Source organism: Streptomyces sp. NPDC047853, from assembly GCF_043204535.1.
Lineage (GTDB): Bacteria > Actinomycetota > Actinomycetes > Streptomycetales > Streptomycetaceae > Streptomyces.
Map to the genome: position 1 here is coordinate 84531 of NZ_JBIDCI010000004.1, position 16344 is coordinate 100874.

1 protein-coding gene is annotated in these 16344 nt (G+C 75.4%); it reads right to left on the minus strand.

The features are described from left to right. Nucleotides 1-32 precede the first annotated feature (32 nt). Nucleotides 33-16313: a type I polyketide synthase gene (locus tag ACGF5T_RS09575; RefSeq protein ID WP_366766907.1), complete on the minus strand. Its 16281-nt coding sequence runs from the start codon at nt 16311-16313 to the stop codon at nt 33-35. Nucleotides 16314-16344: the final 31 nt, after the last annotated feature.

Genomic DNA, 16344 nt, shown 5'->3' on the forward strand with positions numbered 1-16344 from the left:
CGTGTCGCTCATGATCTGCTGTTCGCGTCCTCTCACGGCGTCTCGAACTCGGTGTCGAGGAGGTCGAAGACCTCCTCGATCGAGGCGGAGTCCAGATTGTCGTCCCGCCTGGTCTGCTCGCCCTGGCACCGGTCGGCCAGGGACCGCAAGCGGGCCGCCAGCCGGGCCCGGTCCTCCTCGTCGCCGTCCATCCGCGTCAGGTCGGCTTCCAGTCGGGCCAGTTCGGCCAGCAGTCGATCGGCCTCCCGTACCGGTTCGGGAGCCAGTTCGGCGCGGAGTCGGCGCGCCAGTTCGGTGCAGTTCGGGTGGTCGAACACGAGCGTGGCGGGCAGCCGCAGCCCGGTGGAGGCGGCCAGCCGGTTGCGCAGCTCCACGCCGGTCAGGGAGTCCATGCCGAGTTCCAGGAAGCCCCGGTCGACGTCGACTTCCCCGGGGGTGGCGAAGCCGAGGGTGGCGGCCACCTGGCCGCGGACCAGGTCGAGCACGACGCGCCGCTGGTCCGCCTCGGGCACTCCGGAGAGCGCCGCCCGCAGGGCCGCGGGGTCCCCCGAGCCGGTCTGAGACCGCTGCTTCTGACGGGGAACCAGCGTCCTGAACAGCGGGGGCACCAGGTCGCGCCCCCGCAGGGCCGCCGGCCGGAAGGCCATGGGCACCACCAGCGGCCGGTCGGCGGCACAGGCCGCCGAGAAGGCGGCCATGCCGTCCTCCGTGGTCAGTGTGCTCATGCCGGAGCGGGTCACGCGGCGCACGTCGGCCTCGGTGAGGGTCCCGGTCAGTCCGGTGCGTTCGGCCCACGGCCCCCACGCCAGCGACACCGCGGGCAGCCCCAGTCGGCGGCGGTGCGCGGCGAAGGCGTCCAGGAACACGTTGGCCGCCGCGTAGTTGGCCTGCCCCGCTCCGCCGAGCACACCGGCCGCGGAGGAGAACAGCGCGAACGCCGTGAGGTCCGCGTCCCGGGTCAGCTCGTGCAGGTTGACCGCCCCGCGCACCTTGGGCCCGAGCACGCGCGTGACGCTCCGGTCCGTCATCTGGGTGATCACGCCGTCGTCCAGGACGGCGGCGGTGTGCACCACCGCGGTCAGCGGGTGCCGTGCGGGGATCCGGGCCAGGGTGGCGGCCAGTGCCTCGCGGTCGGCCACGTCGCAGGCGGTCACGGTCGCCCGGGCTCCCAGGTCCGCCAGTTCGGCGACCAGTTCGTCTGCGCCGGGGGCGGCGGGACCGCTGCGGCTGACGAGCAGGAGGTGCCGCACTCCGTGGTGTCGCACCAGGTGCCGGGCGAGGGCGCTGCCGAGGGTGCCGGTGGCGCCGGTGACGAGTACCGTGCCGTCGGCCGTCTCCAGGCCGGTACGCGGCTCCGGTTCCGTCCCGTCGGTCCGTCCTCCGGGGACGGGCATGCGGACCAGCCGGGGCGCGAGGACCCGCCCGCCGCGTACGGCGACCTCGGTCTCCCCGGCCTCCAGCGCGGCGACGACGGCCCTGTGCAGGAGCGCGGGGTCCGGTTCGGCCGCCGGGTCGAGGTCGACCAGCAGGAACCGGCCGGGGTGCTCGGCCTGCCCGGAGCGCACCAGGCCGCGCACGGGGGCGTTGACCAGGTCCGTCAGGTCGTCGTCCGCCGTGGCGACCGCGCCCCGGGTGACCAGCACCAGCGGTTGTCCGGTGCGCTGTTCGTCGGCGATCCGGTCACGGACGAGGCCGAGGGCCCGGGTGACCGCCTCCTCCACGGCGCCGGCCGTGCCGGTTCCGGTGGCGGGGTCGACGAACGGTGCGACGACGAGGTCGGCCTCGTCGGGCTTCGTCTCCCCGAACGCCCCGTCCAGCCAGGTGTCGTCCCCGAGCAGGGCGAGCCGGCCGGGAGCGGCGGCGGGGAGCGGCACCTCGGTGCCCCAGTCCACGTGCAGGAGGGTGTCGGCCAGACCGTGGCGGACAGCTGCCAGTTCGGCGCCCGCCGGCCGCGCCACCAGGGCCCCCACCCCGCCGACCGGGATTCCGGTGTCGTCGAAGAGTTCGAGGCCGACGCCGTCGTCGGACTCGGTGAGCCGCACGCGGAGGGTCGCGGCACCGGTGGCGCTCAGCGTCACCTCCCGCCACATGAAGGGGAGGTCGGCGCTACGGCCGGCCTCGGCGCCGTCGCGCAGGCGGCGCAGCAGGCCGATGCCGTGCAGGGCCGCGTCGAACAGCGCCGGGTGGAGGAGGAAGCCCTGGTCGGACACCTCGTCGGACAGACGCACCTCGGCGTAGAGCGCGTCGTCACGGTGCCAGGCTCCGGTGAGTGCCCGGAAGGCGGGGCCGTAGCTGTAGCCGGCGTCGGCGATGGCGTCGTAGAAGCCGGTGAGTTCGACCGGCTCGGCGCCCGGCGGAGGCCAGGTAGTGAGCGAGCGGGCAGCGGGCGCGACGGCGGGCGCGAGGGTGCCGGTGGCGTGCCGGACCCATGGGGCGTCCTGGAGGTCGGCGTCGCGTGCGTGGACGGCCACCTCCCGGCGGCCCGTCTCGCCGGGGGCGCCGACCGTGAGCTGCACCTCCACGGCGTGGTCCTCGCCCAGCACCAGGGGGGTGCCCAGGGCGAGTTCCTCCAGTACCGGGGCCTGTACCCGGGCGCCGGCGTGCAGGGCCATCTCCACGAAGGCGGTGCCCGGCAGCAGGACGGCGCCGAGAACGGCGTGGTCGGCCAGCCAGGTGTGGGTGCGTGCGGACAGCCGCCCTGTGAACACGGTGCTCGCGCCGTCGGCGAGGGTCAGCACGGCGGTCAGCAGCGGGTGCCCGGTGCCGCTCAGGCCTGCCGCGCCGAGGTCGCCGACGCCCGGGGACGCGGTGTCGAGCCAGTACCGCTCCCGCTGGAAGGGGTACACCGGCAGGGGAACGGTCCGCACCGGCAGTCCCGCGAGGGGCGCGGTGAGGTCGGCCGCGCCCCCGTGGGTGTGGAGTTCGGCGACGGAGAGGAGGAAGCGTTCCATGCCGCCCTGGTCGCGGCGGAGCGTACCGAGCACGGTGACCTCGCCCGGGGCGAGGTCGGGGATGTCGTCGAGGATCTCGCCGAGCGAGGGCGCGAGGACCGGGTGCGGACCGATCTCCACCAGGAACCGGGCACCCTGCTCCACCAGCCCCCGCACGCCCCGGTCCAGGTCGACGGGGGTGACGAGGTTCCGCTGCCAGTAGGCGGCGTCGAGCAGTTCTCCGTCGGTCCGCTCGCCGGTGACCGTGGAGTGGAAGGGGACACCGCCCGTCGTGGGGCTCAGGCCGGTGAGCAGGTCCGCCAGCTCCCGGGCGGCCGGCTCCACCTGGGCGCAGTGCGAGGAGAAGTCCACCCGGATGCGTCTCGCCCGGACGCCGTCCGCCTCGCAGGCGGCGAGGAAGTCGCCCAGTGCCTCGCGCTCCCCGGCGACCACGCTCCACGCGGGACTGTTGATCCCGGCCAGGGAGAGCCGCGTGCCCCACGGCTCCAGCAGCTCGCGGGTCCTGTCGGCCGGCAGGGCCACGGACGCCATGCCGCCGATGCCGGCCAGCGGGAGGAGCACCTTGCCGCGCAGGGCGACGACCCGGGCCGCCTCGGCGCGCGAGAGGACACCGGAGGCGTAGGCGGCGGCGATCTCGCCCTGCGAGTGGCCGAGGACCATGTCGGGTTCGACGCCGTGGGCCCGCCAGAGGGCGACGAGCGCCGCGGTCACACCGAAGAGCACGACCGGTGTCACGTCGACCCGGTCCAGCGGCGGGGCGCCCTCGGCGCCGCGCAGCACGTCGATCAGCGACCAGTCCAGGTGGCGGGCGAACTCCTCGCCGCACGCGTACAGCTCGGCGGCGAAGACCTCGGAGGTCTCCATCAGTTCGACGGCCATGCCCTCCCACTGGCCGCCCTGCCCGGGGAAGACGAAGGCGACCTTCCCGGAGCGTTCCACGCCCTGGACCAGGTGCGGCGCGGCCTCGCCGCGGGCGAGGGCGAGGAGCGCGGCCCGGCGGTCGGCGTCGGAGGCGGCGACCACGGCGGCGCGGTGTCCGAGCAGGGCCCGGGTGGCGGTCAGCGAGTGGGCGACATCGGCGGGATGGGCGGCGGGTGCGGCGTCCAGGTGTTCGAGGAGCCGCAGGGCCTGGCCCCGCAGCGCTGCCACGCCCCGGGCGGACAGCACCCACGGTGCCACCACGCCGTCGAGCTCGGGAGCCCGGTCCGGTTCAAGGGCCCGGCCGGCCTCGGGTTCCCGATCGGCCTCGGGGGCGCGCTCCGGGTCCTGGCCCGGCGCGGGCTGTTCCACGTACTGCTCCAGGACCAGGTGGGCGTTGGTGCCGCTGCCGCCGAAGGAGGACACGCCGGCCCGCCGGGGGCGCCCACCGGTGTCGGGCCAGGGGGTGGTCTCCGTCAGCAGCTCGACCGCGCCGGTCGACCAGTCGACGTGCGGGGTCGGCGCGTCGATGTGCAGGGTCCCGGGCAGGATCCCCTCGCGCAGCGCCATGACCGTCTTGATGACGCCCCCCACGCCGGCCGCCGACTGGGTGTGACCGATGTTCGACTTCACCGAGCCGAGCCACAGCGGCCGGTCCTCGGCGCGGTTCTGGCCGTACGTCGCCAGGATCGACTGCGCCTCGATGGGGTCCCCGAGGGTGGTGCCCGTGCCGTGCGCCTCGACGGTGTCGATGTCGGCGGCGTCCAGACCGGAGTTGGCCAGCGCCTGGCGGATGACCTTCTGCTGGGCGCGGCCACTGGGGGCGGTCAGGCCGTTGGAGGCGCCGTCCTGGTTGACGGCGGTGCCGCGGATCAGCGCGAGGACCGGGTGCCCGGCGCGCAGCGCGTCCGAGAGGCGCTCCACCAGGATCATGCCGACCCCTTCGCCCCAGCCGGTGCCGTCGGCCGCCGCGGCGAACGGCTTGCACCGGCCGTCGGCGGCGAGGCCGCGCTGGCGGCTGAACTCCGTGAAGGAGGCGGGGGTGGCCAGGACGGCGGCGCCGCCCGCGACCGCCAGGTCGCATTCGTTGTTCCGCAGTGCCTGGCAGGCCAGGTGGATGGCGACGGCGGAGGACGAGCAGGCGGTGTCGACGGTGGCGGCGGGCCCTTCGAGGCCGAAGGTGTAGGAGATGCGGCCCGACGCGGCGGCGGTACCGGTGCCGGCGAGGAAGAAGCCCTCGGCCTCGTTGCCCGGCTGCTGGGCCCCGATGCCGTAACCGACGAACGAGGTGCCGACGAAGACGCCCGTCGAGCTGCCCCGCAGCGAGGACGGGTCGATCGTGGCCCGTTCCATCGCCTCCCAGGTCGCCTCCAGCAGCAGCCGCTGCTGCGGGTCGGTGGCCACCGCCTCACGGGGGCTGATGCCGAAGAGGGACGCGTCGAAGTGGGAGGCGTCCGCGAGGAACCCGCCCTCCTTGACGTAGGAGGTGCCGGGGTGGTCGGGGTCGGGGTGGTAGAGGTGCTCCACGTCCCAGCCGCGGTCCGACGGGAACGGCCCCATGGCGTCGGTGCCGTCCAGCACGAGCCGCCACAGGTCCTCGGGCGAGTCCACTCCGCCGGCGTACCGGCAGCTCATGCCGATCACGGCCAGCGGCTCGTCCGCGGCGGCGCCGCCGGCTCGGGCCGCGGTGCCCGACGCCGTGTCCTGCTCGCCGAGCACCTCGACGAGCAGGTGGTCCGCCAGGTCGGCGGGGGTGGGATGGTCGAACACCAGGGTCGGCGGCAGCTTGCGGCCCGTGGCGGCCTGCAGCCGGTTGCGCACGTCGACGGCCATCAGCGAGTCGAAGCCCAGGTCGCGGAAGGCGCGGCCGGCCTCGATCGCGGCGGTGTCCGTGTAGCCCAGCGCGGCGGCGGCGTGCTCCCGTACGAGGTCGAGCAGGTGCTGGGTCCGCTGCGGTCCGGTCAGTCCGGCCAGCAGGTCGTGCAGTTCGCCGGTCTCCTCGGCGCGGTCGGCCGGGGTCTCGGGCGTCGTGAGCGCGGCCCGGGCCTCGGGGATGTCCATGATCAGCGGGCGGGCGCGGGCCGCGCTGTAGCCGGGCGCGAAGCGTGCCCAGTCGATGTCGGCGACGGTCAGGCAGGTCTCGTCGGCGTCCAGCGCCTGGTCGAGCGCTTCGAGGGCGAGGCGGGGATCCATCGCGTGCAGTCCGCGCCGGCCGAGTTCCGCGACGGCCCGCCCGTCGTCGGCCATGCCGCCGTCCGCCCAGCCGCCCCAGGCCACGGCGGTGGCCGCCAGGCCCCGGGCCCGGCGGTCCTGGGCCAGTGCGTCGAGCACGGCGTTGCCCGCCGCGTAGGCGGCCTGGCCCGCGCCGCCCCAGACACCGGCGCCGGAGGAGAAGAGGACGAACGTGCCGACGTCACCGGCCAGTTCGTCCAGGTGCCGGGCCCCTACGGTCTTGGCGGCCGTCACCGCGGCGAGTTCGGTCTCCCCGCAGTCGGCGAGCGCGGTCGCCTGCGCCACTCCGGCGGCGTGGATCACCGTGTCGGCGGGGTGCTCGGCGAGCAGCGCGGCGATCTGGTTCCGGTCGGTGACGTCGCATGCGGCGACGATCGTCTCGACGCCTCGTGCGGTGAGTTCGGCGGCCAGTTCCCGGGCCCCGGGGGTGTCCGGGCCGCGGCGACCGGTGAGGACGAGCTTGCGCGCGCCCCGGGCGGCCATGTGGTGGGCGAGGTGCCGTCCGATGCCGCCTGTGCCGCCGGTGATCAGCACGGTGGAACCGGGCTGCCAGGACCGGACCGGCGTGCTCTTCGGGGCCCGGACCATGCGGCGCACGAAGACGCCGGCGGGACGGAGGGCCACCTGGTCCTCCGTGGCGGAGTGCCCCGAGTCCGCGGAGCCCCCGGAGCCCTCGGGCTGCCGCGCGATCAGCCGCAGCAGCTTGTCGAGCACCCGGTCGTCCGGTTGCTCCGGCAGGTCGACGAGGCCGCCCCAGCAGTCGGGACGTTCCAGGCCGGACACCAGGCCCAGCCCCCAGGTGGCGGCCTGGGCGGTGTCCCGTAGCGGGTCCATGCGGCCGACGGAGACGGCGCCGCTGGTGACCAGGTGGACCGGGACCGGGGTCGGGCGGGCGGTCACGTCGCGCAGCAGGGCGAGGTTCCGCGCGGCACCGACGCTGATGCCGGGGCGGACGGGGTGCGGGCGGGAGTCGAGGGCGAGCAACGAGATCACCCCGGACAGCGGCCGTTCCCCGGACGGTTCCCCGGGCGGGTCGGCGGTCACCTGGGCCGTGCCGCCGGCCCGGGTCACGAGCGCGGCGAGCCGGCCGGCCAGGTCCTCCTGCTCCTCCCCCGCGACGATCGCCCAGGTGCCGGTCAGCGCGGGCCGGCCGGGCCCGGTGAGGGGCGTGTGCCTCCACTCCACCCGGTAGCGCCAGCCGTCCACCGTGGACCGGTCGTGGGAGCGCCGCCGCCACGCCGCGAGTGCGGGCAGTGCGGGGGCCAGGGCGTCGGTGCCGAGGGACTCGGCGAGCGCTTCGGCGTCGCCGCCCTCCACCGCTGCCCAGAAACGGCCCTCCTCGGCCGTACCGCCCTGGGCGGGGCCGGCCGTCTCCTCCGGGAGGGGCTCCCACCAGTAGCGGTCGCGCTGGAAGGGATAGGTGGGCAGGTCGACGGCGCTGCCCCGGGAGGCCCAGGAGGGGCCGACGCCCCGGACGAACGCTTCGGCGAGCGAGACGGAGAACCGTTCGAGCCCGCCCTCCTCACGGCGCAGCGAGGCCAGCAGCACGGGGTCGGACGCGCCGGCGTCCTCCGCGGTCTCCTGTACGGCCCCGGCGAGTGCCGGGTGGGGGCTGCACTCGACGAAGACGCCGAACCCGTCGGCGAGCAGTGCGCGCGTGGCCGGGGCGAACTGCACGGTCTGCCGCATGTTGCGGTACCAGTACTCCGCGTCCAGTGCGGTGGTGTCGAGCAGTCCACCGGTGACCGTGGAGTAGAAGGGGATGCGCGAGGCACGGGGCCGTACGGGCGCCAGCACCGCGAGCGCCTCCTCGCGCAGCGGCTCGACGACGGACGAGTGCGCCGCGCCCTTGATACGGAGCTTGCGGCACCGTACGCCCTCGGCCTCCAGCTCGGCGAGGAACTCGTCCAGGGGTGCCTCGTCGCCGGCGACGGAGACGGACGACACCCCGTTGACGGCGGCGATGCTGAGCGCGTCGCCCCAGCGTGCCAGCCGCGTCAGCGCCTCCTGCGCGGGCAGCGAGACCGAGGCCACCGCCCCCTGGCCGACCACCCGGGACAGCAGGCGGCTGCGGTGGGTGACGACCCGCGCGGCGTCCTCCAGGGACAGCGCGCCGGCGAGGTGGGCAGCCGCGATCTCACCCTGCGAGTGGCCGACCACCGCCTCCGGCTCGACGCCGTGCTCGCGCCAGAGCCCGGCGAGCGCGACCATCGTCGCGAACAGCACGGGCTGGATGACGTCGGCCCGTGCCATGTCCCCGGCCCCGGGCAGGCCGCGCAGCGTGTCCTCCACCGACCAGTCGAGATGCTCCTCCAGTGCCTGGGCACAGGACCGCAGCGTGGTCCGGAAGGTCGCGGACTCCGCCAGCAGCCGGTCGGCCATGCCGGGCCACTGGGAGCCCTGGCCGGGCAGCACGAACGCCACCCGGCCGGTCCGCCCCGCGGTCCCCGTCACCACTCCGGGCGCGGGGGCGCCCTCGGCGAACGCGGTGAGCTGCGCGTGGTGGTCGGGGCCGAGGAGGACGGCGCGGTGCTCGAAACGGGAGCGGGTGGCGGCCAGGGAGTGGGCCACGTCCTGGCCGGCGGGCGCCGGGTCGGCGTCGAGGTGGTCGGCGAGCCGTCGTGCCTGGGCGCGCAGGGCGGCGGGGGTGCGGGCGGAGAGCAGCCAGGGCAGGGCGACCTCCGCGCCGCCGTCGGTCGCGGACGGTTCCGGAGCCGGCTCGGGGAGGGCCTGTTCGAGGATGGTGTGGGCGTTGGTCCCGCTCATGCCGAAGGACGAGACGGCCGCCCGGCGCGGACGCTCGCCGTCCGCCCACTCCACCCGTTCGGTCAGCAGCCGGACCCCGCTGCCGTCCCAGTCCACGTGCCGGGTGGGCTCGGTGATGTGCAGCGAGCGCGGCAGCACGCCGTGGCGCAGGGCCATCACCATCTTGATGATCCCGGCGACGCCGGCGGCCGACTGGGTGTGCCCGATGTTGGACTTCAGCGAGCCCAGCCACAGCGGCTGTTCCGCGTCACGCCCGCGCCCGTAGGTGGCCATCAGGGCCTGGACCTCGATGGGGTCGCCGAGTTCCGTGCCGGTGCCGTGCGCCTCGACCGCGTCCACGTCGGCGGTGTCCAGGCCCGCGTCGGCGAGCGCCGCCCGGATGACCCGCTGCTGGGCGGGGCCGTGGGGGGCGGTGAGGCCGTTGGACGCGCCGTCCTGGTTGACCGCGCTGCCACGCACCACGGCCAGGACCGGGTGCCCGTTGCGGCGCGCGTCGGAGAGCCGCTCGACCAGGAGCATGCCGACGCCCTCGCCCCAGCCGGTGCCCTCGGCGTCGGAGGAGAAGGCCCGGCAACGGCCGCCGGGCGCGAGCGCGCCGCCCTGCGCGGCGTCGGTGAAGATGCCCGGTACCGACATGACGGTGGCACCGCCGGCCAGCGCCATCGCGCACTCTCCGCGCCGCAGTGCCCCGATGGCCAGGTGCAGCGCCACCAGCGACGACGAGCACGCGGTGTCCACGGTCACCGCCGGCCCTTCGAGCCCGAAGGTGTAGGCCAGCCGGCCGGAGATGACGCTCGTCGCGGTGCCGGTGAGGACGTGGGGGCGGGAGCCGTCGGGCACGTCGAACCGGCCGAGGCCGTATCCGGAGGTGGCGGTGCCGACGTAGACGCCGGTGGAAGTGGCGCGCAGCCCCGCCGGGTCGACGCCGGCCCGCTCGAAGGCCTCCCAGGAGGTCTCCAGCAGCAGCCGCTGCTGCGGGTCCATCGCCAGCGCCTCACGGGGCGAGATACCGAAGAACGCCGGGTCGAATCCGCCGGCGTCCTGGAGGAAGCCGCCCTCGAAGGTCCGCCGGTCGTCGGTCTGCTCGCTCTCGCCGTAGAGGTGGGCGAGGTCCCAGGCCCGGTCGGTGGGGAAGTCGCCGACGGCGTCGGTCTCCTCGGCGACGAGCCGCCACAACGCCTCGGGGGTGTCGGCCCCGCCGGGGAAGCGGCAGGCCATGCCGACGATCGCGATGGGGTCGCCGGCGGTCTCCACACGGCTGGTGGCGGGCAGGGCGGGTACGGGCGCGGCGGGGTCGCCGAGGACCTCCGTGACGAGGTGGGCGGCGAGTGCCTCGGGGGTCGGGTGGTCGAAGACGAGGGTCGCGGGCAGCCTGCGGCCGGCCGTCCGGCCGATGCGGTTGCGCAGTTCCACCGAGGTCAGCGAGTCGAAGCCGAGGTCCTTGAACGGCCGTGACGGGTCCACCGCGTCCGGCGACGCGAAGCCGAGCACCGACGCAACCAGACCGCGTACCAGGTCGAGCGCGGTGCGGGCCCGGTCCTCCGCGGGCAGCCGGCGCAGCCGCTCGGCGAGGCCACCGGGGGCGACGGTACGGTCGGCGACCCGCCGTGCGGGACGGACCAGGCCGTGCAGCAGCGGGGGCAGCGTCGCCGGGGAGGCGGCGAGCCGGGCGGTGTCCAGGACGGTGGGGAGCAGCGCCGGGTCGGGCAGTGCCAGGGCGGTGTCCAGCAGGCCGAGGCCCCGCTCGGGGCTCAGTGGCGGGAATCCGGAGCGGCGGATGCGGGCCGCCTCGGATTCGGTGAGCGCGTCGGCCATGCCGCCGGTGCCGGCCCAGGGGCCCCAGGCGAGGGACAGTGCGGGCAGTCCGCGGGCGTGCCGGTGACGGGCGAGGGCGTCCAGGTAGGCGTTGGCCGCGGCGTAGTTGGCCTGCCCGGGGCTGCCGAAGGTCCCGGACATCGAGGAGTACATGACGAACGCGGCCAGGTCGGCACCGGCCGTCGCCTCGTGCAGCGCGGAGGCTGCCGTCTTGGGCGCGAGGACGGCCTCGAGCCGGTCCTCGGTGAGCGACTCCACCAGGCCGTCGTCGAGGATGCCCGCCGCGTGCACGACGGCGGTGAGCGGATGCCGTGCCGGGACTTCGGCGAGCAGGGCCGCGAGCGCCTCGGGATCGGTGACGTCACAGGCCGCGACGGTGACCTCGGCTCCCAGGGCGGTCAGTTCGGCGCTCAGTGCGGCGGCGCCGTCGGCCTCCGCTCCCCGGCGTCCGACCAGCAGCAGGTGGCGCAGGCCGTGTTCCTCGACCAGGTGCCGGGCGGTGAGGGCGCCGAGCGCCCCCGTACCCCCCGTGACCAGCACCGTGCCCTCCGGGTCCCACGCGGCCGGTACCGACAGCACGACCTTGCCCACGTGCCGGGCCTGGCTCATGAAACGGAAGGCGTCCGGCGCCCGCCGCACGTCGAAGACCCGCACCGGCGGCAGCTCCAACGTGCCCGCCGCGAACAGGGCGAGGACCTCGGCGAGGATCTCCCCGATCCGCTCCGGCCCCGCTTCCCGCAGGTCGAACGCGCGGTAGGCACACCCGGCGAACGCGTCCGCCTCCCGCACGTCCGCCTTGCCCATCTCCACGAACCGTCCCCCGGGCACCAGCAACCGCGCCGAGGCGTCCACGAACTCACCGGCCAACGCGTTGAGCACCACATCCACCCCGCGCCCACCGGTCCGCTCCCTGAACACCCCCTCGAAGTCCACGTCCCGCGACGACGCGAGGTGCTCCGCGTCGAGGCCCGTGGCCCCCCACTTCGCCGGCGACGCCGTCCCGTAGGCCTCCGCGCCCAGATGGCGCGCCACCTGCACCGCCGCCATCCCGACGCCACCGGCCGCCGCGTGCACCAGCACCGACTCGCCGGCCGACAGCCCCGCCAGGTCCACCAGCCCGTAGTACGCCGTGACGAAGGCGATCGGCACCGCCGCCGCCTGCGGGAAACCCCACCCGTGCGGCACCTGCGCCAGCAGCCGCTCGTCGGTCACCGCCACCGGGCCCATCGCGCCGTCGAAGAACCCCATCACCCGGTCCCCCGCCGCGCAGCGCGTCACCCCGGGGCCCACCTCCAGCACCACGCCGGCGGCCTCGCCGCCGACCGGCACCTCGCCCGGGTACATACCCAGCACGTTCAGCACGTCACGGAAGTTGACGCCCGCCGCACGCACCGCCACCCGCACCTGCCCCGGGTGCAGCTCGCCCTCCGCGTCCGGCGCCGGAAGCAGCGCCACGTTCTCCACCGCGCCGCGCTCCGTCACCCCCACGCGCCAGGCCCCGCCGGGAGGCGGTACGAGGCCGCGGTCCGCCGCCGTCAGTCGTGCCGCGAGGACACTGTCGCCGCGTACGGCGGTCTGGGGGTCGCCGGACATGACCGCCAGGGCGAGCGCCCGGGCGTCGTGCTCGGCCGACGGGTCCAGGTCGACCAGGACGATGCGGCCGGGGTGCTCCGACTGCGCCGAGCGCACCAGGCCCTGTACGGCGGCTCCCGCCACGTCGGGCACGGTGTCGGCGGGGTCCGCCTGCACCGCCCCCCGGGTGGCGACGATCAGGCTGCTGTCCGCGTACCGCTCGTCGCCGAGCCAGGACCGCAGCAGTGCGAGCACCTCGGTGGTCCGCGCTAGTACGGCCCGCGCGCCGGTCGAGAGGTGCGCGTCCGGGCAGGCGGACAGCACGAGATGGGTGGGTGTCCGGCCGCTGTCGGCGAGGTCGTCGAGCGTGCCCCTCCGGTCGACGAGCGGCTCGCCGCCCCCGATCTGCGCCAATGCGCCGGGACCGGGGCCGGCCGCCGGGACCGGCGTCCACTCCAGCCGGTAGAGGTCGTCGGGCTGTGGCGCCTCGTCGGTGAGGGCCGGGGCGGGCCGGGTGACGACCCGCTCCACGGTGACGACCGGGCTGCCCGCCGGGTCGACCGCCCGCACACGGACACCGTCGCCGTCGTCCGCGGGTGAGACCCGGGCACGCAGGAGGGTCGCCCCGGAGGCCCAGAGCGTCACCCCGGACCAGGAGAAGGGCAGGCCGGTTCCGCCGCCGTCCCCCTGCACGGCGGCCGACTGGAGCGCGGCATCGAGCAGGGCCGGGTGCAGCCCGAAGCCGGTGGCGGCGCTCTCCGGCAGGGCGAGCTCGGCGAAGACGTCCCGACCACGCGTCCACACGGCGGACACGCCGCGGAACAGTCCGCCGTACTCCAGCCCGGCGGCGCCGAGCCGCTCGTAGAGCGCGACCGGGTCGGCGGGTGTGGCGCCCTGGGGCGGCCATACCCCGACGAGTTCGGGGTCCTCGGCGACGGCCGGGGGCCGTGGGGCGAGGACGCCGGTGGCGTGCCGGGTCCAAGGACGGTCCGGCCAGCCGCCGAACGCGCCCCCGTCCTCGCGCCGGGAGTGCAGGGTGAGGGTCCGTCTGCCCTCGTCGTCGGCGGCGCCCACGGCCAGCTGCACCTGCACCGCGCCGTCCTCGGGCACGACCAGCGGCGCCTCCAGCACCAGCTCGTCCAGCCGCTCGGTCTCCGCCTGTTCACCGGCTCGCACCGCGAGGTCCACGAACGCCGTGCCGGGCACCACGATCCGGCCGTGCACCCGGTGCTCCGCCAGCCAGGGCTGGGTGGCCGTCGAGATCCGGGCGGTGAAGAGGTACCCGTCGTCCTCCGCGAGCGCGACCCCCGCGCCCAGCAGCGGGTGATCGGTGACACCGAGGCCGGCGGACGCGACATCACCGGCCCAGGAGACACCGGAGGGCCAGTAGTGGTCGGCGGCGAAGGCGTACACGGGCAGCGCGATACGGCGGCCACCAGCGCACGCGAACACGGCGGCCCGGTCGAGATCCGCACCGCGCGCGTGGACGCACGCGAGGGCACGCAGCAGTGTGGCGTGCTCGTCGTGGCCGGGACGCAGGGCGGGGGCGGTGGTCGCGTCCTCGGTGAGGTGAGGGACCAGGGCGGAGAGCACACCGTCCGGACCGAGTTCGAGGAACACACCGGCACCGATGTCACGGGCCTGGCGCACGGCGTCCGCGAATCGGACCGGTTCCCGCACCTGACCCACCCAGTACTCCGGGGTGTCGATCGCACCGGGGGCCGTGGTGCGGACCGGGATCCGCGGGGCGTGGTAGGTCAACGACCGCGCGACGGCCGCGAAGTCGGCCAGCATCGGCTCCATCAGCCGTGAGTGGAAGGCGTGCGAGACCGCGAGCCGCTTGACGCGTGTCTCCTGGGCCCGCAGCCGCTCCTCCAGCTCCGCGATCGCCTCCGCCTCGCCCGAGACCGTCACCGACGTGGGTCCGTTGACCGCCGCCAGGTCCACCCCGTCCGGCAGCTCCAGAGCTTCCTCGGCCATCTCCACGGCCAGCATCGCCCCGCCCTCGGGCAACGCGTCCATCAACCGTCCTCGCGCGGAGACCAACGCACAGGCATCCTCCAGCGACAGCACCCCCGCCACGTGCGCCGCCGCCAGCTCACCGATCGAGTGCCCCACCAGCACATCCGGGGCCACACCCCAGGACTCCACCAAGCGGAACAGCGCCACTTCGAGCGCGAACAGTCCCGCCTGCGCGTAGACGGTCCGCTCCAACAACCGCGCGTCCTCGCCGAACACCACCTCACGCAACGGACGCTCGAGATCGACACCCGCACCCACCGCGTCGAAAGCCTCCGCGAACACCGGGAAGGCCTCGTACAGCTCCCGGCCCATCCCCAGCCGCTGCGAGCCCTGACCCGAGAACAGCAGCGCCAGACCGTCCTGCACGGCCCTGTCGCACACCACCGACGGTGTGTCCTGGCCCTCGGCCAACGCCCGCAGCCCGGCCAGCAGTTCCTCCCGGCCGGCACCGAGCACGACGGCCCGGTGTTCCAGCGCCGCACGCCCCGTCGCCAGGGAGTGACTCACATCGGCCGGGTGCGCCTGGGCGGCCACCGGCAGCAGCCGCCCGGCCTGGCGGCGCAGCGCGTCGGCGGAGCGGCCGGACAGCGGCCACGCCAACAGTCCGTCTTCCGTGCCCGCCCCGGGCTCGGCCGTCTCCTCCACGGCGCTCGCGGCGGGCGCCTCCTCCAGGATGACGTGGCCGTTGGTACCGCTCACCCCGAACGACGACACACCCGCCCGGCGCGGCCGCTCCCCCCGGGGCCAGGACCGTCCCTCGGTCAGCAGCTCCACCGCGCCCGCGGACCAGTCCACCTGCGCGGACGGCTCGTCCACGTGCAGCGTCCGGGGCAGCTGCTCGTGGCGCAGCGCCTGCACCATCTTGATGACACCGGCGACCCCCGCCGCGGCCTGCGCGTGCCCGATGTTGGACTTGACCGAGCCGAGCAGCAGCGGGCGCCCCTCGGGCCGGTCCTGGCCGTAGGCGGCGAGCAGCGCCTGCGCCTCGATCGGGTCCCCCAGCCTCGTGCCCGTACCGTGCGCCTCGACCACGTCCACGTCGGACGCGGAGAGGCGGGCGTCGGCGAGCGCCTGGAGGATGACGCGTTGCTGGGACGGTCCGTTGGGGGCGGTGAGCCCGTTGGACGCGCCGTCCTGGTTGACGGCGCTGCCGCGCACCACCGCCAGCACCTCGTGGCCGTTGCGCACGGCGTCGGAGAGCCGCTCGACCAGCAGGAGGCCGACGCCCTCGGACCAGCCGGTGCCGTCGGCGTCCACGGAGAAGGACTTGCAGCGGCCGTCGGCGGCCAGTCCGCGCTGTCGGGTGAACTCGGTGAACACGCCGGGTGTGGCCATGACCGTGACGCCACCGGCCAGGGCGAGCGTGCTCTCGCCGCTGCGCAGTGACCGACAGGCCAGGTGCAGGGCGACCAGCGACGACGAACACGCCGTGTCCAGGGTCACCGCGGGCCCTTCCAGGCCGAGGGTGTAGGCGACCCGGCCGGAGATCACGGCGGTCGCGCCCCCGGTCAGCTGGTGTCCCACGGAGCCGGGTTCGTTCGCCAGCAGCCGCAGATAGCCCTGGTCGTTGCCGCCCGCGAACACCCCGGTGCGGGTGCCGCGGACCGAGTGGGGGTCGATGCCGGCGTGCTCGAACACCTCCCAGGCCGCCCGGAGCAGCAGCCGCTGCTGGGGGTCCATCGCCAGCGCCTCGCGGGGGGAGACACCGAAGAAGTCGGCGTCGAAGGCGGTCGCGTCGTGGACGAAGCCGCCCTGGCGTGCGGAGCTGTGCCCCTCGCCGTCCGGGTCGCCGTCGAAGAGCCGGGTCAGGTCCCAGCCCCGGTCCCCGGGGAAGCCGGAGATCGCGTCCTGCTCCGCGGCCACCAACCGCCACAGGTCGTCGGGCGTGTGGACGTCGCCCGGGTAGCGGCAGCTCATGCCGATGATCGCGATCGGCTCCTGGTCGGCGGCCTCACGGTCGCGCAGCTTCTGCTTCGTCCTGCGCAGATCGATCGTGACCAGCTTGAGGTAGTCCCGGAGCGTCTCGTCCTCTGCCATCTGCCAGTGCCTCCCAGGCTCCCGCTCGGCC

What these genes read in the sequence shown, in the direction of transcription:
- ACGF5T_RS09575 (WP_366766907.1), bottom strand. Translation starts at nt 16,313, where the DNA reads ATGGCAGAGGACGAGACGCTCCGGGACTACCTCAAGCTGGTCACGATC.